Genomic DNA, 21,993 nt, shown 5'->3' on the forward strand with positions numbered 1-21,993 from the left:
GCGGGGGTGGACAGGCTGGACAGGACGAACAGCTTCTGGTGAGGTGCCGTCTGTTTTGAGACCGGAAGAAAGGGGACCTGCGCGTGCGAGGTCTGAAAATCTGGTTCGTGATCCTCGCCCTGATGGGTCTCGCGACAACCATGCTGAGTCTGGAACCGCTGATCGATATCTATGACCGACAGATGAACAAGCCCGCCCCGGGGCTGGAGAAGGCGATCGTCACGCCCGAGGACGCGGCCCTGCACCAGTCGCTGTTCATCGCGGACCTGCATGCCGATACCCTGAAGTGGAACCGCGACCTGCTGGCCCGGGGCTATGCCGGCCACGTGGACCTGCCCCGCCTGAGGGAGGGGAACGTGGCCCTGCAGGTCTTTACCATGGTGACCATGAGCCCGCTTAAGATGCCCTGGAGCGATTCGGTCAGCCGCCACAGCCTGAACATGGCGGCCGTGCTGGCGGCCATGCAGGGCCGGCCGGCCTTCAGTTCCCGGGGCCGCGCGCTGTATCAGATCAACCGCTTCAAGGATGCCGTGGAGCGTTCGCGCGAGGATGAGGACGCCCCCGAACTGCTGTACATCCAGTCCGCCGAGGACCTGCGCCAGCTGGTCCAGCGCCGGCGCCAGGGCGAGGCCGTGATCGGCGGCATCCTGGGCCTGGAGGGCGCGCACTGGATCGGCGGCGGGAACAAGAGCGACGAGCAGGTGAAGGCCGAGGTGCGCGAGCTGTTCGACGCCGGCGTGCGCCTTTTCGCGCCGGTCCATCGCTTCGACAACAACCTGTCCGGCTCGAACGAGGGGCGCAAGCGCTATGGCCTGACCCGGCACGGGCGCGTCGCGCTGCAGGAGGCCGAGCGCCTGGGCATGATGATCGACCTGGCGCACATCTCGCAGAACGGCCTGCACGAGGCGGCCGAGCTGCTGCAGCAACCCTTCGTCATCTCGCATACCGGCGTGAAGGAGGGGTGCGCCCCGCCCTGTACCCTGGACCGCAACCTGAGCGATTCCGACATCCGCCACGTGCTGCGCAACGACGGCGTGATCGGCGTGGGCTTCTGGACGCGCGCGGTGGGGGACAGCCCCTGGCGCATTGCCGACGCCATGGAGCACATCATGGAGATCGCGGAGGACATGAACCTGCCCCCGGCGCGCAACATCGCCTATGGCTCGGACTATGACGGCTCGGTCCTGCCGCTGATCGGGGTGGAGGAGCTGAACAGCCTGACCGCCATCATGCGCCAGCGACGGCAGCCCTTTGACGAGGAGGCCATCCGCGACATTGCCGGGCGCAACTCCTGCCGCGCCTTCCTGCAGGTGCTGCCCGGCGGCACGGCGGGCACGGCCGACACGGTCTGTGCCACGGCCCAGGGCCTGGGCCCGCGCGAACCGCGCATCCAGACACCCATGAGCGAGGCGCCGCTTATCGGGGCGCCGCTTGTCCAGGGGCCCGCTTCGTGATGGGCAGCCACTGCCAATAGGTCAGGCAGCGCCAGATCCATTCCCAGGGGCCATAGCGGAAGCGACCCAGCCAGAGGTGGCAGAAGGCCAGTAGCCCGGCATAGACCAGGATGGCGATGCCCAGCACCTCCATGGTGCCGACCTCGCCGATCAGGTCCAGGCCCCAGCCATAGAAGATGATCTCGCCGATCAGCCCGCTCATCAGATAGACGGTCAGCGCCATCTTGCCCGCCGGCGCGAAGAAGCCGCGCACCGGCGCCGCGCAGGCCAGGTTCAGTAGCAGGGCGGCCGTGGCGATATAGCCCACGGCCAGCACCGGCGTGCCGGCCATGAAGGCGGCCTGGGGCGTGCTTTCGGCCGTGGCCAGGGCGCGCCCCAGCTCCATGGCCAGGCCCGCCGGCACGGCGACCAGTGCGATGGCCAGCAGCGTGCGGCGATGGCGCGTCACGTCGTGCAACAGGCCGGCCCGCCCGGTCCACAGCCCCAGCAGGAACAGCCCCACGATGTCGGTATAGCGCCACAGGCGTACCACCGACAGCTCGTCCGACGGCCCGAAGAAACGCTTCAGGTTGTGTTCCACCGTGGTCCAGAACGAGGGGTCGCTGTAGGCGGCCAGCGAGCGCAGCCCCTCGTACAGCATGCCCGGGTCGGCCACCGGCATGTCGCTGATGGCCATGGCGATGGGCAGGACCAGCAGCAAGATCAACGACAGGGTCAGCACCAGCCACTGGGGCAGGCGGAAGGCGACCAGCAGCAACAGGCCCAGGACCGCATAGTTGATCAGGATGTCGCCCCAGTAGAAGAAGGCCGCGTTGATCAGGCCGAAGCAGAACAGGAAGAAGATGCGCCGCAGATAGAGCGACAGGAAGGGCCGCTGGTTGCGAATGCAGCTGGCCAGGAACAGCGTGAAGCTGAAGCCGAACAGGAAGGAAAAGGCCGACAGCGACTTGCCCTTGACCAGCACGGCCAGCGTGGTGGCCGCCAGGCGGTCGCCCCCGCCCTGGACCGTGGCCAGGGTTTCGGCATTCAGGAAGTCCAGGCCGCTGATGCTGCGGATATTGATGATCAGGATGCCCAACAGGGCAATGGCGCGCAGCGCATCCACGGTGACAAGGCGACCGGCAGATTCACTGACCGTTCGTGCCGCTTGACGGCCAGTGGGGCTTGAGGCGTCCTGCATTCCGAGTGGGTACTTTGCCTGTCCTGGTACGTCCAGATTCGAACCTATCCTTGCTGCCGGTCTCCGTCCAGACGAAAGGGGTGGTGTGTGGGCACAGGCGGTTGGGCCAGGAAAATGCTAACGGCGTGGCCGTTGCCAAGTGCCTACCGCGCAGAGGTCTCCAGGATGAGGCTTCGAGTGCGCCATCACCCTGAGTAGCCGCCGTAAGGCGGCGTATCGAAGGGTGCGCTGCCTCAGGATGAGGTCGTTTCTAGTAATATTCTGTAATAAAAGAAAAAATGGTGCCGACGGAGTGATTCGAACACTCGACCTACTGATTACGAATCTGACGTTCCGCACGTATAGCGCGTTTATCACTGAATTATACTGAATGATATTGAGTGCTATTAAGCGATAAAATATCAAGAAAAACAATAGCATATGAATTCAGACGAAAAGCAGGCTCACCGCTATGAGTTAATCGCTCTTGCTATCTTTTTATATCCGCGCTGCTTCCAATTTGCTTCCAAATTTCCTAGCCTCTGATCTGGACAGATTGCAGGGGAGCTCTGGGCTTTCCGGAAACAGCAGGAGGTGAGTTGATATGGCCAAGCTTACAAAGCGCCTGATCGAGGCGACGGAGCCCGGCAGCAAGGGAGTGTTTCTCTGGGATGATACGGTGCGCGGGTTCGGCCTGCGGGTCTCACCGAATGGGCGGTGCTCATTCCTGGTGCAGTATCGCCTGCTTGATGGGAGGCAGAGACGGCGGACGCTCGGAACCTATCCCCTGCTGACAGTGGAGCAGGCACGCAAGAAGGCCTCTGCCTGGATTGTGAAAGCCCAAGAGGGGGATGATCCGGCAGAGTCCAAGGATCAGGAACGGCGTGCCGAGACCGTGGCGGAACTGGCTGACAGGTTCCTGGAGGAATACGCAAAGGTTCACAAGAAGAAGCGCAGCTATGAGGGCGATCGCCTGATAGTGAGCAAGCATATCAAACCCCGCCTGGGGAGCCTGAAGGCAGTGAATGTGACCAGGCGGGACGTAAGCCGCTTGCACCAGGCCATGCACGCCACCCCCTACAATGCCAATAGGGTTCTTGCCTGCCTGTCCAAGATGTTCAATTTCGCTGCGGATGACCTGCGCCGGGTGAAGTCTGGCTGGGTAAACCCCTGCCAGGGTGTTCGGCGCTATTCCGAGGAACAGAGAAAACGTTACCTCTCCATGCTGGAACTGGCTGCCCTGGGGGACGCCTTGACCCATGCGCAACATGAAGAGCTGTGCACCCCCGTGGCAATCTCTGCCGTTCGCTTGCTGGTCTTCACGGGCTGCCGGGCCTCCGAGGTCTTCACTCTGCGCTGGGAGCATGTGGACTTTGAACGGCAGGTGCTGCACCTGGCTGACAGCAAGGGCGGTCCAAGAGATGTCTTCCTTCCTGCACCTGCCCTGGCCCTGTTGCGTGAAATGCGGGAGGGCACGAAAGAGGCCTATGTGTTGCCGTCTCCCTCTGTACCAGACGCGCCCGTTCAGACGATCAAGAAGAGCTGGCAGCACCTGCGGGAGATCGCTTCCGTCTTCCTGTGGATGCGGTGTGAGGATCCAAAGGTATCCGAGGTTGTCAACGAGCTCTGGACGGAGCGTGAGCAGCTGCCTGACCTGGAGGCCTGTCAGGCAGCCCTGAAAGAGCAGCTGGGGGAAAAGTATCCCCTTTCCCCTGAAATGACGGACCTGCGCCTGCACGACCTGAGGCACAGCTTTGCCAGCGTGGGTGCCGGGGCCGGGTTAAGCCTGCCGATCATTGGGAAGCTGTTGGGGCATCAGCAAGTCGCAACCACGGCGCGATATGCGCACCTTGCAGCAGACCCCGTGCAGCAGGCTGCGGACCTGATCGGCAACCGCTTAAGCGATGCGATGGGTGTGAATTTTTCCGGAATTAATGGGGACGATCCTAAAAAGGTCGTGAAGCTCCGCAAGAGTTGAAGCCGGATTTAACGGCGCGCGCATTGGTAGGTGTATCCCGCCCCCTCTCACCATTTGCTGACAGTAGTGGACGGTAATTGACGATAAGGACTTTCTTATAACTATCTGAAAATAAATACGTTTGACGGTACGGACGATCCGGACGGTCCTATATTCTTTAACAGAGAAAAAATAAGAAAAGGGAAATAGTAGATATAAATCAACAGGTTAGATCCTATTCCCTGGGCGCAATAATTATCGGCAGAGCATGTGTTGCATATTTTGATTAATTATTAAGATTGCCGAAACTACCGTCCAGACCGTCTGTATCGTCAAAACCATTTAATATCAGACAATTAGGTTTGCGAGATTATTGCCAGTGATCGTCAAGGTATCGTCAAGTTGCCGTCCGCCTGGTCTCTGCCCACAGGCTTGCCCTTGCCTACCTGCCCGCCAGTATTGGTAGATCAGCCTAGGGGCATCCATCTCCCTCACCCCCAGGCGCGCGGGTCCTTCCTAGGGGATATCCCTTGTACGGGACCCGCAGCCGCGCCGCTTCGCCAGACTCTCAGGGCTGAGAAGTCCTTAACAGAGTTAACATCTGGGGTCTTGGCTTAACCGTCTGCTTAACACTGCAGCTGTCACGGGCAGTGAGCCGGGGTGCCATGAGTGGTCGGACGATCTGGAAGCTTCGGCGATCGGTGCGGTTGAGCCTGCCTGCCTTGCCCTGCTGGCAAGACCAGGCTTGAGGTAATGCGATGGAGTGAGGGAATAGGCTTCTCGGCCCCTGGCGCGCGGGTCCTTCCAAAGGGTGTCCCTCTTGTACGGGCACCGCAGCCGCAGAAATTCGCCAGCTGCAACAGCCACGTTTGATGCAACGGCGGTCCTTGCGCAACAGTGCAACAGTGGGGATCTGTGCCTGTTCAAGGGTGCGCTCAACCTGTCTGACACCTTCGGTTTGAACTATCGTGAGCTTCCGGATAGCTGTCCCGGAATCACACTTCCCTTCCGGATCGCCGTCCAGGCAGAGCAGAACCTCTTGCACTTCCTTGGGCAGGACCAAGGCGCGCATGCCACCAGTGGAAAGTGCAGCCCAGGTGGGCAGGTCGGGATCCGCACTCATGACGGACAGGGCCGTTTCGATGCCCTCAGCCAGAGCCAGTCTCGCGCCTGCCGGTGCCAGTCGGACAGCCCCGGCCTTGATCGGCCCCAACGTCATCTTGGTTTCCGGGACCGGGGCCTTGCCGCCGTCCGGAGACAGGAAGGTTCGATGGACCGCGACCAGGTGGAAGCTGTTGCCGTCCGGGGCCAGCCGCTGAACAGCGGATATCATCGCCGGGAAGTGTTGCCCGCTGGGGCCGTGCTTCGCCCTGGGGTGAAAGCGCAGCGCCGGGGGTAGAGGATCCACGGTGATTCCCCGGCTGCGCAGATAGCGTTCCGGCAAGATGGTCTCAGGCTCCCGGTTCCTTCAGCCGCACGTTTGCGCGGCTACCATTCGCCGGGAAGAAGACACCCCCAGCGCACGCGGTGGCCTTCCTCCTGGAGGCGGTGTCCGGGCTCAAGGCCTGCGCGTTCGCCTTCCGAGTCCCCGTCCTGGCAAGGCAGAGCCTCTCACCTTCTGGTGAGGGACCAGGGCGCCTGTGTGATTGATAGAGCGTGCCGACCAGGTGGACAGGGTGGCATCAGGAAGCGCACTCCACGGGGATGAGCACCCAAGGCCCATGGATACAGCAATGAGCGGGGATGGCCTGCCTGTCGATCGAGCGTTTATCCGGAGCCAATGTCTGGCCATGGCCCTTGGTCTTGCCGGGCCTGAAGTGGGCCGGGTCAGCCGGACAGTGCGGCGCGTCTGTCAGCTCTCCTGCCTGGCCATGCAGCGTCCAGGGATCGAGAACACGCCCGCCTGATTGTTCTCCTAACCGGCCCGGCCCAAGAGCACGTCATTGAAGTCGCGGCCTTCAGGGGGTCTGGCCAGGCGCACGCGGCGGCCTTCTTCCTGGAAGCGGTGTCCGGCCTCGAGGCCTGCGCGTTCACCTTCCGGATCGCCGTCCAGGCAGAGCAGGACCTTTTGCACCTCCTGGGGCAGGACCAGGGCGCGCATGCCACCGGTGGAAAGTGCAGCCCAGGTGGGCAGGTCGGGATCCGCGCTCATGACGGACAGAGCCGTTTCGATGCCCTCAGCCAGCGCCAGTCTCTCGCCTGCCGGTGCCAGTCGGACGGCCCCGGCCTTGATCGGCCCCAGCGTCATCTTGGTTTCCGGGACTGGAGCCTTGCCGCCGTCCGAAGACAGGAAGGTTCGATGGACCGCGACCAGGTGGAAGCTCTTGCCGTCCGGGGCCAGGCGCTGGACGGCGGATATCATCGCCGGGAAGTGTTGCCCGCTGGGGCCGTGCTTCGCCCTGGGGTGAAAGCGCAGCGTTGGGGGCAGCGGATCCACGGTGATTCCCCGGCTGCGCAGATAGCGTTCCGCAAGGGTGCCCTGTATCGGTTCGGCAGAGGCCCAGAGCTGGCGCGCCCATTCCCGCGTCTTGCCGCTGGTGTCCTGGTCTGTCTTCTGCCTGGGCTTGGGCGGTGCCGTCTTGCGGGGCGCGTCCTCATCGCTGAGCCCCAGCCAGGCCAAGGCCCACCGGCAGGCCTCTGCGGTATCGCAGCCCTGGGCAGCGCGTACCAGGTCCAGGGCGTCCCCGCTCTCACCGCTGGCGAAGTCCGACCAGACGCCCGCTCTTCCGCCCGTCAGGTGGACGCCAAGGGATTTTCCGGCTTCCCCTTGCGGGGATCCTGCACGCCATTCCGGTCCCTCCCGGCGGCCGCCGGGCAGAAGATCGGCGCAGAGCTGTTCAATCCTGTCTGAGAGAAGGTCGGAAAGTTCGCCTGCCGAATAGCGGTGCCGCTCCGGCATGGTCTCAGGCCCCCGGTTCCTTCAGCCGCACGCCGGCGCCCCCGCCATTCTCCGGGATGAAGACAACGCCCGCGTCCTCAAGGGCACGGCGTATGTCATCAACAGTGCGCGCCCTGAGCTCTTCCCCTCTCTCAAATCTGGAAATGGTGTCGGAAGAAACCTTGGCTGCCGATGCCAAATCACGAACGCCCCACCCCAGAGCAACGCGGGCCATGCGGCATTGAACCGGATGAAAATTCGTTACCACGTTACGATTTCCTTTGATAATCCTGATTTGTCCTGATATCGTAGCACCATTACGAATTCAGGACAACGCAAGGAACTACCGATGAACCGCAGCACACTCCGCCTGGTCATGAAGAAAGCCTGGGGCCGCGCCCGCAAGCTTCAGGTCCTGAACGGTGGTTCGGTGGTGCGCTTCCTGAGCATCGCCCTGAAAGAAGCCTGGGCCGAACTGAAGGCCGATCCCGTTCACCAGATGGCCCTGACCATGATGAGCGAAGCCAAGCGCCGCCGCCGTGAGGGTGTGCCCCTGGCCACCATGGGCCGCAACAGCCACGCCGCTGCCTACTTCTCCGCCTGCTGGTGAGCCCAGGAGGCGGGATCCAACACTGCTGCAAGAGAGGATCCCATGCCCAAGATCCACGACCCGGAAGAGCGCCAGGCCACCCTGAATGACCTGCGCCTGGAAATCGAGAATGCCCAGCGCATTGCGTCAGGCATTGGCGCCCTGGCCCGGAAGCTGGCCAGGGAAGGAAGGTCCGGTGCCCCGGAGGCTGTCCTGCTGGAAGCCGGGGCCGAACAGATTGCCGAGAGTACAGGCTATGCCCTGAACATGCTGTCCGATCTGCAGGAACCTTCGAGCAAGGTTCGTCCCTTCGGGCCGGTCGGCACGCGATCGGAACACTCCTGACCCGTCTTCCCACCGCAACCGCAATCCAAGGAAGTCCCTCATGAAGACCTTATTGAACTATGACTATGACCAGGCCAGCGGAGAGCTGCTGCCAGAGCATGCCGCCTGCATCTATCCGGAAAGCCTGCATGAAGCCTATCCGACCTATGGTGCCCTGCCCAAGGGGTGCGGCCTGTTGCCGGTTCCGGATGATCGCATGGAGCCGATCCTTTATCAGGGGGATCAGGCCGTGATCGACTATATGGACCGCAGCTTTGTGAGCGGGGAAATTTTCCTCCTGGTCAGCCGTCACGCCCCGAAGCTGTGGGAGGTGCGGCAGGTCCCGGAAGACCGCGCCCGAAACATTGGCGGGACAGGCCCCTATGTGACCATGCATGCCTTCAACCGCCCCCGCAGTGAGCGTGAATTCCATGCCTGGCGTGCATCGGGCAAGATGCTGCGCACCGCTGATGGCCCCCTGGGCCTGGAGCACTGGCAGGAATACTGCATCGGACGCTTGCTGGGGCGGTATCAGCCCCCACGTGAAGCAGCGATGTACGGATGGAAGTTGCCCGGCGCCCATCGCCAGTGACGCACGGCAGGGCCTTAACGAGGGCAGAGCTGGGGAATCACCCTGGCCACCTTCCAAGGTCCTTCAGCCTGCCGGCATGGGCCGGGGCCTGCCCGTCCTGGCGGTCACAGAAACCGGCCCATTTCGGACTTGGCTGACCCCCCTGCACCTGCCTAGACTTCTCAACACGGCTTGCAAGAGCAGCAGCCAGACAGGCGGCGCGGACCAGGGTGGCCACCCTTATGCCTTGACCCCACGCAAGGCCCCGCGCCGCCGCTACTGCAGCGTGGGGACGTGGGGATAATCATGACCTTGATGCACGAGGATACTGCGTACACGGCCTACCGGGGTGTTCCCTGGGCAGAGGCGCCTTTGTTCTATGCGTCGTCTGAGTGTTTGGAAAACTACGTCATGGCCGAGGGTGATGCGGCCAAGCAAATAGCTTATGCAGAGTTGCGTTCGGCTTTATGGCGCAAGCTATTCCCTAAACCCGATCGAGGACAACCGGCGCAACTGGTGGTCTATGGCCGTTTCTATTCCAGTGCTCACACCTTACAGAATGTGCGCCCTGAATTCCTAATGGATGATCAGGGCAATTCCCTGGTTGATGAAAAGACAGGCCGTCTTCTGTTGGGACTGGAGGGTCAGCCTTGCGCAGAGGGCTTGCTTGTGTGCCCAGGTGCAGCCTGGGCACGTGCAACAAATGGTCCTGAGCCGAACGACACTTACATGCCAGACCTGGTCTCACAGTTGCGTTTATGGGGGGATGCAAGAGAGCGGTCTCTGATTTGGAATGATGGCGCCAAGGACCTTCGTCAACAGAGCCTGAATGCAGCACTAACCATGCTGAGAGAGGGCAGGGTTCGACTTGAGGGGAGCGAATTCACACCAGATGTCCTCGAGCTTTTCGACTTCAAGCCTCTGCCGTCTGATCTATTGCTGTCAGTCCTGAACAGCTATCTGGAAGGTCCGCCCCGCGATCTTTATGCAATGCTATTGCACCATTTGGGAGGTTGGGGAAGCTTGAGATTGCTGCCGGTTTATCTTGCAGATCCGGAAGAGACAGAAGTTGATGCCAGGCTTTTACCTCGCTTCAAGTCCCACCCGGAAGACGCTGGACTGTCGTGGTTGCAGACTTATAGCAATCTCGTGAATGTTGAATTGTGGCATCAGCTCGACGATTTAGAGGAAGCTTTCTGGAAGCTCAGGCACCGTTACTCGGGAGCACTTCCTCTATGGGTGGACCTCGATAACAAACAGTTCACCTCGCCTCCCTGGCAACGTTTGAGCGCAGGTGTGCGTGAGCCCACAGTGCGCGGTGAGAGAATCCTCTCGGATCTTAACCGCGTCTATCTGGACTTCGATCCTGTGGAAGTAGATTGGGCGTCACAGTTCAATGCCGAATGGATCGAACTGGAAAAGAAGAGAGACGGCATCTGGAAGCAGTTGGAAAGGGAGCTTCTTTCCCTGCTGGACCGGGGTGTATTGGAATCCTGGGCCTATCTAGAAGACTATGCGGATCCACGCTCGCTCAGTTCCGAGGACCTGAAAGAGGCTCAACTCGCCAGGGACCCAAGCGAAGATCCGCTACAAGATGGCGATGATGATGATTGGTATCTCTCCGATGGTACGCTTGCCAAGCAGATCCGGTTCCGACTGACCGAGAAAGCCAAAGCAACACGACGTGGCCGCCGTAAAGGAGATACTAAAGAGAGAGTGGAATCCATCACCAGACGCCTTTCCTCTGTCCTAGCAAATATGCTGGAGACCAGACCTGAAGTCCGAACCATGACATTACAGAGCATCACTCAAGAGCTGCTATTAGAACACAAGGAGTTCGGTGAATACTGGGCCCCATCAACCTTTGAGAAAAAGGTTTCAGATCTTCTTAAAAGGGAACCCGCCCAGAAAACGTGGGAGCCACAGGATAAAGATGCAGGCAAGGATATCGAGAGAGACAAGGGGCGTGCCAATGAAGACAGCCAGCTACCTGGAGCATCGTCTGCAACTGGTTCAGCCAAGCCCTAGGTTTTGGCTCATGCCAGTCTGTCGAGCAACCGCCCTTGTTAAAAGACCAGTTAACTTTGAAAAAGAAAATCTCTGAAATTCTTTCCTCTTCCAGCAACAGCTAACACACGGAAAGCTGACCTTCAGAAGGTATGGAGGTCAGCAAATGCCAAGCACGGAAACCCCTGCCCCTTGCAGGGATGTAACTGAAGCCACGGAAACCTTTCTGAATGCCCTCACACGCCGGGACAGTGGGGGCGTGGTTCGGCTCTCTCCTGAGCTTGCAGCCAGCCTGTCAGCTCTGAACATTGAGCCGCACCACATCGCCGCCCTGGCGGTTGACCCGGCTTATCTGGACAGCGCCATAAACGAACAGGAGGCCGCCGCCCTTCTGGGGGTGGAGGTCCCTACCTTGCGCCGCTGGCGCCAGGCCGGGGACGGCCCGCCCTTCATGCATATCGGCCGCCTGGTTCGCTATCGCCGGGCGGACCTGGTGGCCTGGATGCGCAGCTGCCGCATGCGCCATGGCAAGGTTCCGCTCGAGGAGGGCGCGTAACCATGCGCTCAAGTCTGCCCTCATCCCTGCTGGCGGCCTGCACTCCTGAGATAGGGTTCTGTCCCTGTCAGAGCCTGCACCTGGCGCATGACTTCGGACGCCACGAGGCAGCGGCGATCGATGACCTCAGGCGCGGTCAGGTTGGCGAATGGGATGGCCTGCCCCTCTTCGCGGCCCTGGTGATCCGGCGGCGCTTTTCCTTCTACGGTCTGGAGCTGCCCACACTGCAGCGGATCTATGCCGGAACCTATGCCGTTCTGCCTTGCCCCAGCACCGGGGCGGGCCTGGTGCTTCATCGCCTGGCCAACTGCATCCGGCGCCGTGGTGAGCTTCCCGGAAACTACGGCCCTGTGTCCAGTCGCTGCCCGCGTGCAGGTACGCCCCAGACCTATGCACTTGCCCTGGAAGATCCCGGCCTGCGCATGCGCAGGGCCGCAATGGGAAAGGAGGACTTCTATGCCTGATCGCCATGAGAAAAGCTTTGGAGCCGAGCTGGCCAGTCGTGTCCGGAATGGTGTTCTGGAATGGGATGACTGCCTCTGTGGCACCAGGCGAGCAAAGAGGGATTGGCCCAAGCTGACCGAGCATGAAAAGCCCCATCTCTTCTTTACTGGCTTGGATGGAGTTACGAAAGATGGTTCGCCGCGCTTGCGAGTCCTGATTGTGAAGCGGCTGTTTCGCTGCACAAAAGGGCACGTTCATGAGGCGCGAAAAGCCGTATCCCTCTGCCCCTTTGGTCCAAGCCCTAACTGTATACTCGCCCATGGCGTGCCGCCGGAATGGAAGGACGGTGAGCCTTTGGGCGCGCGTACGCCTCACTGCACTGGACCCTTGGCCACTTCATACACCCTGGTGCCGTTGTCAGGTCCGCCCGCGCCGCCGTCTAAGATGCTGCCTGATCTTCAGCCATGTCCAGGTGCAGACGATCCCCGCCGGATCCGGACGTAAGCATGGCCGGTCATCAGTCGGGACAGTCTAGCCAGGCCGATGGCACCCCCTCTTCCCTGCCGGGAAAGCAGCAGGTGCGCAACGCGCTCGAGGATGCCAAAGAGCTGCCGCCGGTAACTGACAGTAAAGCCGGTGACACTGGCAAGGGGAGGGCGAAGAAGAAGCGTGGCAGGCCACGCAGCCGCATGCGCGGAGAGGATCTGGTTACGATGGTCTCCGGAGAAATAGAGCTCTGGAAGACGCCCGATAATCAGGCTTTCGCGACGATCCCGGTAAACGGCCACTTGGAGAACTCGCCTGTCAGCCAGTTGGGAGACTGGCTGATCAAGCGGGCCATAGACTACGGGAAGCCCGTGCCAGGAAGCCAGGCCGTCAATGACGCATTGGCAACATTCAAAGCAAAAGCCCGGTACGGGTCATTGGTGTTCCCGGTTCACCTGCGCGTTGCGGAAGGCCCTGACGGTACCCTGTATATCGACCTGGGGAATGCAGATTGGGAAGTGGTCAAGGTGACCCCCGAAGGCTGGTCCATTATCACTGACCCGCCCATAAAGTTTGCGCGCTCCAACCGATCGGCCCCGCTGCCACGGCCAATGCCCAACGGCAAACTGTCCGACCTCAGAAGCTTCCTCAACCTCCCTGACGACAATGACGAGAGCTGGTGCCTCACCCTGGCCTGGTTGCTCATGGCCATGCGGCCATCTGGTGGGCATCCCATCCTCATGGTGAGCGGGGAGCAAGGTTCGGCCAAGACCACCTTCACACGTGTGTTGCGCCGTATCGTGGATGACAGCCGGGTCATGGTAAGTTCCATGCCCGCCAACGAACGAGATTTCTTCGTGGCTGCGATCAATACCTGGGTGATGGCTTTCGACAACTTGTCGTTCATATCCGCAGCCGATTCCGACACCCTCTGCAAGATCGCCACAGGCACGGGCTATGGAACGCGCCGTCTTCACACTGACGATGAAGAAATGATCTTCGAGGGTGAAAGGCCGGTGATCCTGAACGGCATCACAGAGCTTTCCCACCGGCCTGACCTTACGGATCGCAGCATTAACCTGGACCTTCCCAGCATTCCGCCTGACAAGCGCGAAGGGGAAAAAGCCGCCAAGGCCAGGTTCGACGCCGAGCGACCCTACATCTTCGGGGCCTTGCTGGATGTTCTGTCGGGGACGCTTGCCCACTTGGATGATGTTGAACTGCAGGAATCCCCGCGCATGTACGATTTCGCGCAGCTGGGTGTTGCCATGGAGCAGGCCCTGGGATGGGAAGAGGGTACGTTTCTGACTGCCTATCAGAACAATATTCTTAGGGCGGAGCAGGCAACCTTCGAGAACAATCCTTTTGCAGTCGCGCTCCTGGACTATGTTGCCAAGGAATATGAGAGGAAAGGGGATACATACTTCTCATTCACGCCTGAAGAGCTCCTCGAAACACTGGATAGGTCCGTGGACGAGGCAACACGGAAAATCAAGGCCTGGCCCAAGGCTGCAAATAAGGTGCGAGGAAATATAAAGCGAACCCAAACGTTGTTAAGGAGTCGTGGTGTTGACCCCGACCAACGTTATTTGGACGGAAAACATAAAGACGAGCATGGCAATCGGTGCATTGCATTCACTTACAATCCCAATATCACCTGATCGGTAGTGCGATTGGGGCGGCTCCTTGACCCTCTTCAATCCCTTATACCCTGCTGGCACTGCAGACAGGGTCATTCTTCGTACTGTCTTTATCCATGAAGCCTATCTGGTATCAGGCCTGCCAGAAGAACAGCAGATCACCGTAACCCCAGATGATCGTCCCCAGGATGGCCATGAAGATAGCGATCCTCTGAAACATCAGCTCTACTGGGGTATCTGAGGTAAGTGGTAGGTTCACAAGTAACGAAGCCTCTATATCCTGATGCCTGGTTTTCGCGACCTTCCTTGTTTCGAGGAATTCCAGCCAGACAGCAAAGAGCACCATCAGCGATCCTGCACGCTGGAACCAGGTGCCCCCATCAGATAGCAGCCAACTCAGCAGCAGAGACCCCAGGGCGGGCAGAACAGCCAGTGCGGTTAGTGTCCACTCTGTCAGGTAGTCTTTCGAAAACGATTTCCTCAGGTCACTCAGAATTGCTTGGGAATGATCTGCTCCCATTCACCCCTCTCTTGATGGGCGGTTGGACGCCCTGCCATTTCACGGGTATTGATGCTCCCTGGTAACCAGTAACTGCGATGGTGAGCCAATAGCAAGGTAGACGTGCAAGGGGGTATGGCATGGAACAGGAGCTGGTCTCTCAGTTGCTCATGCGTGTGGCAGAGCTACAAGCCACCGTGGAGAGCCAGAAGCCTTCGCTTTGGGCAACACTTGGGCCGCCCGCTATTACAGGCATTGTCGGCTTCCTGGCGGCAATTGTGCCGACAGCCTGGCTGGAACGGCGAAGAGTGAAGCATCAGGCCCACACGCTCCGGCGATCCCTGATCGCTGAGGTTTCGGCGATCTGCGAAATAATACGGGTGCGCCAGTATCTCGAAGGTTTACAGGCAGGAGCTGAGGGCAGGATTTCTTACTTCACCGTCCCCATTCCGGAAGACTATTTCAGGGTCTATAGGGCGAATGTCGATAAGCTTGGGACGCTGGATCAGGAAGATGCCTTCCGTTTCGTGCGGTTCTATCAAATCCTCGAGAGTGTCATTCAGGATGTTACCCCAGGTGGGGTCTTGTACACTGGCCAAGGTGGAACGAAAGGCTTCAAGCAGGCCTATGTCCTGATGCAGTCAGCAGTCTATATTGCAGAGGAACTGATATCCGGACATCGTTAAACGGTGCAGGGGCAGGAATAAAACATTCCCCATGTTTTTCCACCGGCTGCCCTGGTGGCTTCTGGTGACGTGGAAGTGATAGCCCTCACGCTGGGTTGTGCCGGTATTGGCAGGCCAGACTCCGCAGCCCCTGAAATTTATTCCCGTGCTTCCAATTTGCTTCCAAACGAATTTCGCGAGCGCCAACCTTAATTTGGCGTCCGTCGTAAACATTTGATTATACATATAAAAAATGGTGCCGACGGAGTGATTCGAACACTCGACCTACTGATTACGAATCAGTTGCTCTACCCCTGAGCTACGTCGGCGACGCCGAGAGGGCGGCTATACCTAGTGCAGGATAGGGGGCTTCGTCAATGTTCCAGAACGAGGTTCAGGTATGTATCATGCCCGCCCAGAACAACGAAGAAACCGGGAAGACGATGAGCGGGTCTGCAGGCGATCAGGGGTCGGGCGAAGGTGAGTCCCGGGGCGGGAACGAACTCCATCGGGACGGTGCGGACCGGGAAAAGACCCAGGCCCCGGAGGGAAGTATAATGGGCGACGGCGGAGCGGGGCGCGGCAGGGATTTGGATGGTGGCCTGGAGGAGGAGAGCTATCGCGCCATCTTCGAAACGGCCCAGGTCGGGCTCTATCGCTCTTCGCGCGACGGGCGCTTCCTGATGGTGAACCAGGCCCTGGCCGACATCCTGGGCTATGACTCGCCCGAACAGCTCTGCGCCGAATGCCGCTTCACCACCGGACAGCTCTATCTGGACCCGAACTGGCGCGAGATGATGGTGAAAACCCTGGAAAGCCGGGGAAAGATGGACTCCACGGTCTGTCAGGTGCGCCGGCGTGACGGTGCCGTGAGATGGGTGCGCCAGGCCGCGCGCATGATGCCGGGCAAGGACGGGGATGCAGACTATTTCGTCGGATCCTTCGAGGACGTCACACAGCAGGTCGAGGCCATGCAGCGCCTGCGCGTGGCCGAGGCCAGCTATCGCAGCCTGTTCGAGCATGCGCGCGAGGGCATCTATCGCAGCTCGCTGGAGGGGCGGCAGCTGCGCGCCAATCCGGCCCTGGTCCGCCTGAACGGCTATGACAGCGAAGAGGAACTGCTGGCCGCCGTGGGCAACATCGCCGACGAGTGGTACGTGGAGCCGGGCCGGCGTGCCGAGTTCGAGCGCGTGATGGCGGAACAGGGCGAGGTCGTCAACTTCGTCTCGGAAGTCTATCGCCACCGCACCCGCGAACGCATCTGGGTCAGCGAGAACGCGCACCTGGTGCGCGCGGCCGACGGGGCGCCGCTCTATTACGAAGGCTCGATCCGCGAGATCACCGACGAGCGCGCCGCCGAGGCCGCCCTGTTGGACGCGCAGCGCAGCGCCGAAGAGGCCAACCGCGCCAAGAGCCGCTTCCTGGCCGGGATGAGCCACGAGCTGCGCACGCCGCTGAACGCTATCATCGGCTTTTCCGACCTGATCCTCAGCGAGCTCTACGGCCCGCTGGGCAGTGCGCGCTATCGCGACTACCTGCAGGACATTCGCGGCAGCGGGCACCTGTTGCTAAACCTGCTGAACGACATCCTGGACCTGTCCAAGGTCGAGGCCGGGATGATGGAGTTGACGGAGCGTGCGGTGGCGCTGCCCGACCTGTTGCAGGACTGCCTGCGTATGCTGGAGGCCCGCGCCCGCACGGCGCAGGTGGAGCTGCGCCTGGAGCTGCCGGCGGAGCTGCCGCGGCTGCGCTGTGACGAACGGCGGCTGCGGCAGATCGCGATCAACTTGCTGTCCAATGCCGTGAAGTACAACCGGCCGGGCGGGCAGGTGCTGATGAAGGTGCAGCAGAGGCAGGACGGCGGCCTGGACCTGGAGGTGACGGACAGCGGCATCGGCCTGTCCGAACAGGATGCGGCCCGGGTCTTTCAGCCCTTCGTGCAGATCCAGGCCGAGGACAGCGACGCCCCCAGCGAGGGCGTGGGCCTGGGCCTGCCGCTCTGCCGCGAGCTGATGGAGATGCACGGGGGCCGGGTGGTGCTGGACAGCCAGCTGGGCGAGGGCACGCGGGTCACGGCCAGCTTTCCGGCCGAGCGCAGCGTGCCGCCAGAGGGGGCGTGACGGGGACGGATCGTGTGGTCCGGGGTCAGCTTTCGGGCGGCCAGGCCAGAACCCGGCCGTCGGCGCAGAGTTCAAGGGGTACCGGCGGCAAGTGATCGCCCTTGCAGGGGCCGGCCACGCAGTGGCCCTGCTCGGGCGTGAAGAGCGCGCCGTGGGTGTGGCAGAGCAGGTGCCGGCCGTCGCGCGTCAGGAACTTGTCGGGGAAGATCTCCAGCGGCGTGCCCAGATGCGGGCAGGCGTTCACATAGCCATGCAGCTGCCGTCCCTGGCGCACGACGATGACGGACAGGCCGTCGGTGCGCCCGTCCATCCCCCCGTCCGTTCCCCAATCCATCCACCCGTCTGTCCCTTGGGGCGGCAGGTCGAAGCCCCGTGCGCCGCCGTCCGGCAGGTCGTCCAGGTGGCAGAGGGCAATTGGGGTTGGATCGTGCGCCGGCGCCATGGCGTGCCGGCTCAGGCCTCGGTCCCGGCCAGGCCGCAGATGACCTTCCAGTGCTCCTCGGACACCGGCACCACCGACAGGCGCGACTGGCGGATGAGCGCCAGGCCGTCGAGGCGCGGGTCTTCCTTCATCTGCTGCAGGGTCACCGGCGTTTCCACCGGCTTCACCGCCTCGACATCCACCATGCCGAAGCGTCCGCTCTCGTCCGTGTGGTCGGGGTAGTACTCCTTCACCACGCGCACAATGCCAACGATGCGCTTCTCGTTGACGGAGTGATAGAAAAAAGCCAGGTCGCCGACCTTCATGGCCTTCATGTTGTTCGAGGCCTGGTAGTTGCGCACGCCGTCCCAGTGGGTGCGCTTGTCACGGACCTGGTCGTCCCAGGACCAGGTGTTGGGTTCGCTTTTCAACAGCCAGTACGCCATGGGGCCTCTTGCCTTCCTCGTGAGTGTTGCCTCTGCTGAATCTTACCTCTGCAGAGTCTTACATTTGCGGACTTACCCATGCAGGAGCGGTCTGTAAAGCCGCGCAGGGCGCAGGCGTATAGGTAAGGCGCATGATGGATCAGGCGCATGATGGATCAGGCGCATGATGGATCAGGCTGCGGGGAAGACGCGCTTGGTGGCGCGGATATCGACGTTCTCGAACAGGCCGGCGCGGGCGTAGGGGTCACCGGCGGCAAAGGACTCTGCCGCGTTGCGGTCGGGCACGTCCAGGACGATCAGGCTGCCCGCCGGGGTCTGGCCATCCTCGCCCATCAGGGGGCCGGCATAGACCAGCTGGTCCGCGTGGCCCTGAAGATAGGCCAGGTGCGCCGGCCGCTTCTCCTTGCGCAGGGCAAGGCCGTTGGCTTTGTCGTGACAGATCAGGGCGAAAAACATGCGCCGGTCTCCGCTAGTATGTCTTTATTTCTTGTCTTTTGCCGGAAAGCGTACCGCAGCACTGGCGCGGGGGGAAGACTTCAGGTGCTATCGGCCTGTACTTTACTTTCAGGCGGTTTCCTTCTTGAGCGGGCGGGCCAGCATGGCCTGGATCGTCTGTTCCAGGTCGGCACCGCGGTTGACCACGGCATCCACCGCGCCGGCGATGGGCAGCTCCACGCCCAGGCGGCGCGACAGCAGGCTGGCCGCCTGGGCGGTGTAAATCCCCTCGGTCACGCCGCGGCTGGCGGCCAGGGCCTGGTCCAGGCTGTCGCCACGGCCCAGCGCATGGCCCAGGGAATAGTTACGCGAGGCGCGGCTGGTGCAGGTGAGCGTCAGGTCACCCAGGCCCGACAGGCCCATGAAGCTGTCGCGCCGAGCCTCCAGCTGCGTGCCCAGGCGCGCCATCTCGGCCAGGCCCCGGGTGATCAGGCCGGCGCGCGCGTTCTGCCCCAGGTCGCGGCCCTCGACGATGCCACAGGCGATGGCCACCACGTTCTTAAGGGCGCCGCCGATCTCGGCCCCGCGCGGATCGTCGGACAGATAGGGGCGGAAGGCGCCGCCCGCCAGGGCGCCGGCCAGGCGGCTGCCGGTCAGCCGGTCGCGGCAGGCCAGCGTGACGGCGGTGGGAAGCCCGCGTGCCGCTTCCTCCGCGAAACTGGGCCCCGACAGCACGGCCAGGGGCTGGCCGGGCAGGGTCTCTTCCACCACCTGGCTGGGCAGCTTGCCGCTGTCGCGCTCGATCCCCTTGGCGCAGATCACCAGCGGACAGTCGGCGGGCAGGCGGCCGGCCAATGCTGTGCAGAGATCGCGCAGGCCCTGGGCGGGAATGGCCAGCAGGACGGCCTGCGCCGAGTCCAGGCAAGCGTCCAGGTCGCTGCTGGCGCGCACGGTCGCGTTCAGCGCGATGCCGGGCAGGTGGCGCGGGTTCTCCTGGCGGCTGTTGATCGTTTCGGCCAGCTCGGCGTCGCGGGCCCAGAGCGTGACCTGTCCGCCGTCCCGTGCGGTGATCTGGGCAAGTGCGGCGATCTGGGCCAGGGCGGTGCCCCAGGCGCCGGCGCCCAGAACGGCGATGTTGTGCAGCATGGTCGGTCTCCTCCTATGCGCCTCGATTCATGCGTCCTGGGGCTCCGGGACAGGGCGCGCGCCGGGGGGCTGCAGCTCCGCCAGCGGCCAGCGCGGCCGGGCGGGGAAGTCCAGCGGTGCGGAGTCTCCAAGCCGCAGGCGCTCCAGGCCGGCCCAGGCGATCATGGCGGCGTTGTCGGTGCAGAGCTTGAGCGGCGGCGCCACCAGCCGTGTGTCCACTTCGCCGGCCAGGCGGTCCAGGCGGGCGCGCAGGGCCGCGTTGGCGGCGACCCCGCCGGCGACCACCAGCGGGCCCGGCTGGCCGCGTTCGGCCCGGAAGCGCGCCAGTGCGTTGCGGCAGCGGTCCTCCAGGATGTCGGCCACGGCGGCCTGGAAGCTGGCGGCCAGGTCCCGGCGGTCCTGCAGGCTCGGCGCCTCGAGCTCGGACAATGCCTGGCGCACCGCGGTCTTCAGGCCGGAAAAGGAAAAGTCGCAGCCGGGGCGGCCCTTCATGGGCCGGGGCAGGGCGAAGCGGCCGGCGTCCCCCTGCTTTGCCGCCTGCTCCAGGGCCGGCCCGCCCGGATAGCCCAGGTCCAGCAGCTTGGCCGACTTGTCGAAGGCCTCGCCGGCGGCGTCGTCCACCGTGCCGCCATAGCGCTGGTAGCGGCCGACGCCGTCCACGGCCAGCAGCTGGCAGTGCCCGCCGGAGACCAGCAGCAGCAGGTAGGGGAAGGACACATTGTCGCTGAGCCGCACCGTCAGGGCATGGCCCTCAAGATGATTGACGGCCAGGAAGGGCAGATCGTGCACGGCGGCCAGTGCCTTGGCGGTCATGACACCCACCAGCACGCCGCCGATCAGCCCGGGACCCGAGGTGGCGGCTACGCCGTCGAGCTGCCCGAAGGACAGTCCGGCCTCCTCCATGGTGGCGGCGATCAGGCGGTCGAGATGCTCCAGATGGCTGCGCGCCGCAATCTCGGGCACCACGCCGCCGAACTCCCGATGCTCGGTGATCTGGGACAGCACCTTGTGCGCCACGATGGTCCGGTCGTCACGGACCACGGCGGCGGCGGTCTCGTCACAGGAGGTCTCGATGCCCAGTACCAGCATGTATTTCGTCTCAAAGCAATTGCGCGTGCGCGGGGCCTGCGGGCCTTTATCCTCCCGCCTAGCTATGCCTATAACTGGCACTGCCCCGGGGCAAGCGAAAGACGCCCACTGGATTAAATGATGCACCGGGGAACTATTTGTAGAATTTGAGGGGAAAGACACAGCGGCATGCCTCTTCTGAAACTGGGAACGCGCGGCAGCCTTCTGGCGCTGGCACAGGCCGAGGAGGCGAAGCGCCTGCTGGCGGCGGCCCATCCCGAGCTGCGCGCCGAGGACGCCATCGAGATCGTGGTCATCAAGACCACCGGCGACCGAGTGCTGGACCGGCCGCTGGCGGAGATCGGCGGCAAGGGCCTGTTCGTCAAGGAAATCGAGGAGGCGTTGGGCGACGGTCGGATCGACGCCGCCGTGCACTCCATGAAGGACGTGCCCACCTGGCTGCCCGACGGCTATGCTATCGCGGTCATCCTGGAACGCGAGGATCCGCGCGATGCCTTCTTCTCGCTCCATGGCGCGTCTCTTGCCGACCTGCCCCGGGGCGCCCGGGTGGGCTCGGCCTCGCTGCGCCGTCAGTCGCAGATCCGCCATGCGCGCCCGGACCTGGAGGTGGTCAACTTCCGCGGCAACGTGCAGTCCCGCTTGCGCAAGCTGGAAGAGGGACAGGTCGATGCCACCCTGCTGGCGCTGGCCGGGCTGAAGCGCCTGGGACGCGAGGACCTGCTGCAGGCGGTGCTGCCGGTCGAGGAGATGCTGCCGGCGGCCGGCCAGGGCGCCATCGGCCTGGAATGCCGGCAAGGGGATTCGCGTACATTGGAGTACGTACGATCGATCGACCATGCGGAAACCTCCATCCGCGTGAACGCCGAGCGTGCCTGCCTGGACGTCCTGGAGGGCTCCTGCCGTACGCCGATCGCCGCCCTGGCCGAACTGTCGGGCGACGAGCTGCGCCTGCGCGCCCTGGTGGCGGAACCCGACGGCAGCGCGCTCAACCGGGCCGAACGCAGCGGGCCGGCGGACCAGGCCGTGGAGATCGGCCGCGAAGTGGGGCACGAGCTGCGCGAGGCGGCAGGCGAGGCCTTCTTCGAGGCCCTGAAGGACCTGTTCTGA

At 62.6% G+C, this 21,993-nt stretch carries 23 protein-coding genes and 1 tRNA gene; 13 read left to right on the forward strand and 11 right to left on the reverse strand.

Translation table 11 applies throughout. From position 1 onward, the window contains the following. Positions 1-83 precede the first annotated feature (83 nt). Positions 84-1,454 (forward strand): dipeptidase, encoded by a 1,371-nt coding sequence (locus G502_RS20465; protein WP_022729410.1) that lies wholly within the window; start codon positions 84-86, stop codon positions 1,452-1,454. On the opposite strand, the gene G502_RS0114550 is transcribed toward G502_RS20465, so the two are convergent. Further along, on the reverse strand, positions 1,417-2,634 hold the full coding sequence (locus G502_RS0114550; protein ID WP_022729411.1) for a DUF418 domain-containing protein: 1,218 nt from the start codon (positions 2,632-2,634) through the stop codon (positions 1,417-1,419). The genes G502_RS20465 and G502_RS0114550 overlap by 38 nt on opposite strands. Positions 2,635-3,217: 583 nt before the next feature. On the opposite strand from G502_RS0114550, the gene G502_RS21600 reads away from it, so the two are divergent. Then, entirely contained in the window at positions 3,218-4,591 is a 1,374-nt protein-coding gene (locus G502_RS21600) for a tyrosine-type recombinase/integrase (RefSeq protein WP_022729412.1), read from the forward strand. A 547-nt stretch (positions 4,592-5,138) separates the two neighbouring features. On the opposite strand, the gene G502_RS21605 is transcribed toward G502_RS21600, so the two are convergent. Then, on the reverse strand, positions 5,139-6,014 hold the full coding sequence (locus tag G502_RS21605) for a DUF7146 domain-containing protein (protein ID WP_022729413.1): 876 nt from the start codon (positions 6,012-6,014) through the stop codon (positions 5,139-5,141). A gap of 277 nt (positions 6,015-6,291) precedes the next feature. On the opposite strand from G502_RS21605, the gene G502_RS20480 reads away from it, so the two are divergent. Next, the gene (locus tag G502_RS20480) at positions 6,292-6,477 is read left to right on the forward strand and encodes a hypothetical protein (RefSeq protein ID WP_022729414.1); all 186 of its coding nucleotides are present in this window, start codon (positions 6,292-6,294) and stop codon (positions 6,475-6,477) included. An 8-nt stretch (positions 6,478-6,485) separates the two neighbouring features. On the opposite strand, the gene G502_RS0114565 is transcribed toward G502_RS20480, so the two are convergent. Further along, positions 6,486-7,469 carry a DUF7146 domain-containing protein gene (locus G502_RS0114565; protein WP_022729415.1) on the reverse strand — a complete coding sequence of 328 codons (984 nt, stop codon included), beginning with the start codon at positions 7,467-7,469 and terminating at the stop codon, positions 6,486-6,488. A 4-nt stretch (positions 7,470-7,473) separates the two neighbouring features. Further along, positions 7,474-7,716, reverse strand: a complete 243-nt coding sequence (locus G502_RS0114570) for a helix-turn-helix domain-containing protein (RefSeq protein WP_022729416.1) — start codon at positions 7,714-7,716, stop codon at positions 7,474-7,476. Between the two features lie 81 nt (positions 7,717-7,797). Between G502_RS0114570 and G502_RS0114575 the strand changes: the two genes are divergently transcribed. The 7 genes from G502_RS0114575 to G502_RS20490 all read left to right on the forward strand — a co-directional run bounded on the left by G502_RS0114575 (position 7,798) and on the right by G502_RS20490 (position 14,086). After that, positions 7,798-8,058, forward strand: coding sequence for a hypothetical protein (locus G502_RS0114575; protein WP_022729417.1), 261 nt, complete (start codon positions 7,798-7,800; stop codon positions 8,056-8,058). Between the two features lie 42 nt (positions 8,059-8,100). Next, the gene (locus tag G502_RS0114580) at positions 8,101-8,382 is read left to right on the forward strand and encodes a hypothetical protein (RefSeq protein ID WP_022729418.1); all 282 of its coding nucleotides are present in this window, start codon (positions 8,101-8,103) and stop codon (positions 8,380-8,382) included. Between the two features lie 40 nt (positions 8,383-8,422). Beyond that, positions 8,423-8,953 carry a hypothetical protein gene (locus G502_RS0114585; protein WP_022729419.1) on the forward strand — a complete coding sequence of 177 codons (531 nt, stop codon included), beginning with the start codon at positions 8,423-8,425 and terminating at the stop codon, positions 8,951-8,953. A gap of 285 nt (positions 8,954-9,238) precedes the next feature. Beyond that, complete coding sequence (locus G502_RS0114590) at positions 9,239-10,960, forward strand: hypothetical protein (RefSeq protein ID WP_155957869.1); 1,722 nt, start codon at positions 9,239-9,241, stop codon at positions 10,958-10,960. Positions 10,961-11,105: 145 nt separating this feature from the next. Further along, positions 11,106-11,495: a helix-turn-helix domain-containing protein gene (locus G502_RS22075; protein WP_022729421.1), complete on the forward strand. Its 390-nt coding sequence runs from the start codon at positions 11,106-11,108 to the stop codon at positions 11,493-11,495. 2 nt (positions 11,496-11,497) lie between these two features. After that, positions 11,498-11,959 (forward strand): hypothetical protein, encoded by a 462-nt coding sequence (locus G502_RS0114600; RefSeq protein ID WP_022729422.1) that lies wholly within the window; start codon positions 11,498-11,500, stop codon positions 11,957-11,959. A 486-nt stretch (positions 11,960-12,445) separates the two neighbouring features. Continuing rightward, positions 12,446-14,086, forward strand: coding sequence for an AICE element replication initiation protein (locus G502_RS20490; RefSeq protein WP_022729423.1), 1,641 nt, complete (start codon positions 12,446-12,448; stop codon positions 14,084-14,086). 112 nt (positions 14,087-14,198) lie between these two features. Here G502_RS20490 and G502_RS0114610 read toward each other — a convergent pair whose 3' ends face one another. Beyond that, positions 14,199-14,585: a hypothetical protein gene (locus G502_RS0114610; RefSeq protein ID WP_022729424.1), complete on the reverse strand. Its 387-nt coding sequence runs from the start codon at positions 14,583-14,585 to the stop codon at positions 14,199-14,201. Positions 14,586-14,704: 119 nt separating this feature from the next. On the opposite strand from G502_RS0114610, the gene G502_RS0114615 reads away from it, so the two are divergent. Beyond that, positions 14,705-15,250, forward strand: coding sequence for a hypothetical protein (locus G502_RS0114615; RefSeq protein ID WP_022729425.1), 546 nt, complete (start codon positions 14,705-14,707; stop codon positions 15,248-15,250). A 233-nt stretch (positions 15,251-15,483) separates the two neighbouring features. Here the strand turns inward: G502_RS0114615 and G502_RS0114620 are convergent. Next, positions 15,484-15,558: transfer RNA gene (locus G502_RS0114620), tRNA-Thr, on the reverse strand. A 48-nt stretch (positions 15,559-15,606) separates the two neighbouring features. Here G502_RS0114620 and G502_RS21610 point away from each other — a divergent pair. Next, the gene (locus G502_RS21610; RefSeq protein ID WP_022729426.1) at positions 15,607-17,349 is read left to right on the forward strand and encodes a PAS domain-containing sensor histidine kinase; all 1,743 of its coding nucleotides are present in this window, start codon (positions 15,607-15,609) and stop codon (positions 17,347-17,349) included. Between the two features lie 25 nt (positions 17,350-17,374). Here the strand turns inward: G502_RS21610 and G502_RS0114630 are convergent, their stop codons facing one another. The 5 genes from G502_RS0114630 to tsaD all read right to left on the reverse strand — a co-directional run bounded on the left by G502_RS0114630 (position 17,375) and on the right by tsaD (position 20,886). After that, positions 17,375-17,791: a Rieske (2Fe-2S) protein gene (locus tag G502_RS0114630; protein ID WP_022729427.1), complete on the reverse strand. Its 417-nt coding sequence runs from the start codon at positions 17,789-17,791 to the stop codon at positions 17,375-17,377. Positions 17,792-17,802: 11 nt separating this feature from the next. Then, positions 17,803-18,216, reverse strand: a complete 414-nt coding sequence (locus G502_RS0114635; RefSeq protein ID WP_022729428.1) for an EVE domain-containing protein — start codon at positions 18,214-18,216, stop codon at positions 17,803-17,805. Between the two features lie 171 nt (positions 18,217-18,387). Then, entirely contained in the window at positions 18,388-18,672 is a 285-nt protein-coding gene (locus G502_RS0114640) for a YciI family protein (protein WP_022729429.1), read from the reverse strand. A 108-nt stretch (positions 18,673-18,780) separates the two neighbouring features. Next, positions 18,781-19,797 carry an NAD(P)H-dependent glycerol-3-phosphate dehydrogenase gene (locus G502_RS0114645; protein WP_022729430.1) on the reverse strand — a complete coding sequence of 339 codons (1,017 nt, stop codon included), beginning with the start codon at positions 19,795-19,797 and terminating at the stop codon, positions 18,781-18,783. Positions 19,798-19,824: 27 nt separating this feature from the next. Then, a complete protein-coding gene (tsaD, locus tag G502_RS0114650) occupies positions 19,825-20,886 on the reverse strand; it encodes a tRNA (adenosine(37)-N6)-threonylcarbamoyltransferase complex transferase subunit TsaD (protein ID WP_022729431.1) in 1,062 nt (353 codons plus the stop codon). Between the two features lie 168 nt (positions 20,887-21,054). Between tsaD and hemC the strand changes: the two genes are divergently transcribed. Then, a complete protein-coding gene (gene hemC, locus G502_RS0114655) occupies positions 21,055-21,993 on the forward strand; it encodes a hydroxymethylbilane synthase (protein ID WP_022729432.1) in 939 nt (312 codons plus the stop codon).

It is taken from the genome of Fodinicurvata sediminis DSM 21159, assembly GCF_000420625.1.
Taxonomy (GTDB): domain Bacteria; phylum Pseudomonadota; class Alphaproteobacteria; order Kiloniellales; family DSM-21159; genus Fodinicurvata; species Fodinicurvata sediminis.

Coding starts and splice junctions, on each gene's coding strand:
- G502_RS0114550 (WP_022729411.1), bottom strand. CDS start 2,634: ATGCAGGACGCCTCAAGCCCCACTGGCCGTCAAGCGGCACGAACGGTC.
- G502_RS21600 (WP_022729412.1), top strand. CDS start 3,218: ATGGCCAAGCTTACAAAGCGCCTGATCGAGGCGACGGAGCCCGGCAGC.
- G502_RS20480 (WP_022729414.1), top strand. CDS start 6,292: ATGGATACAGCAATGAGCGGGGATGGCCTGCCTGTCGATCGAGCGTTT.
- G502_RS0114565 (WP_022729415.1), bottom strand. CDS start 7,469: ATGCCGGAGCGGCACCGCTATTCGGCAGGCGAACTTTCCGACCTTCTC.
- G502_RS0114575 (WP_022729417.1), top strand. CDS start 7,798: ATGAACCGCAGCACACTCCGCCTGGTCATGAAGAAAGCCTGGGGCCGC.
- G502_RS0114580 (WP_022729418.1), top strand. CDS start 8,101: ATGCCCAAGATCCACGACCCGGAAGAGCGCCAGGCCACCCTGAATGAC.
- G502_RS0114585 (WP_022729419.1), top strand. CDS start 8,423: ATGAAGACCTTATTGAACTATGACTATGACCAGGCCAGCGGAGAGCTG.
- G502_RS0114590 (WP_155957869.1), top strand. CDS start 9,239: ATGACCTTGATGCACGAGGATACTGCGTACACGGCCTACCGGGGTGTT.
- G502_RS22075 (WP_022729421.1), top strand. CDS start 11,106: ATGCCAAGCACGGAAACCCCTGCCCCTTGCAGGGATGTAACTGAAGCC.
- G502_RS0114600 (WP_022729422.1), top strand. CDS start 11,498: ATGCGCTCAAGTCTGCCCTCATCCCTGCTGGCGGCCTGCACTCCTGAG.
- G502_RS20490 (WP_022729423.1), top strand. CDS start 12,446: ATGGCCGGTCATCAGTCGGGACAGTCTAGCCAGGCCGATGGCACCCCC.
- G502_RS0114610 (WP_022729424.1), bottom strand. CDS start 14,585: ATGGGAGCAGATCATTCCCAAGCAATTCTGAGTGACCTGAGGAAATCG.
- G502_RS0114615 (WP_022729425.1), top strand. CDS start 14,705: ATGGAACAGGAGCTGGTCTCTCAGTTGCTCATGCGTGTGGCAGAGCTA.
- G502_RS21610 (WP_022729426.1), top strand. CDS start 15,607: ATGTTCCAGAACGAGGTTCAGGTATGTATCATGCCCGCCCAGAACAAC.
- G502_RS0114630 (WP_022729427.1), bottom strand. CDS start 17,791: ATGGCGCCGGCGCACGATCCAACCCCAATTGCCCTCTGCCACCTGGAC.
- G502_RS0114635 (WP_022729428.1), bottom strand. CDS start 18,216: ATGGCGTACTGGCTGTTGAAAAGCGAACCCAACACCTGGTCCTGGGAC.
- G502_RS0114640 (WP_022729429.1), bottom strand. CDS start 18,672: ATGTTTTTCGCCCTGATCTGTCACGACAAAGCCAACGGCCTTGCCCTG.
- G502_RS0114645 (WP_022729430.1), bottom strand. CDS start 19,797: ATGCTGCACAACATCGCCGTTCTGGGCGCCGGCGCCTGGGGCACCGCC.
- tsaD (WP_022729431.1), bottom strand. CDS start 20,886: ATGCTGGTACTGGGCATCGAGACCTCCTGTGACGAGACCGCCGCCGCC.
- hemC (WP_022729432.1), top strand. CDS start 21,055: ATGCCTCTTCTGAAACTGGGAACGCGCGGCAGCCTTCTGGCGCTGGCA.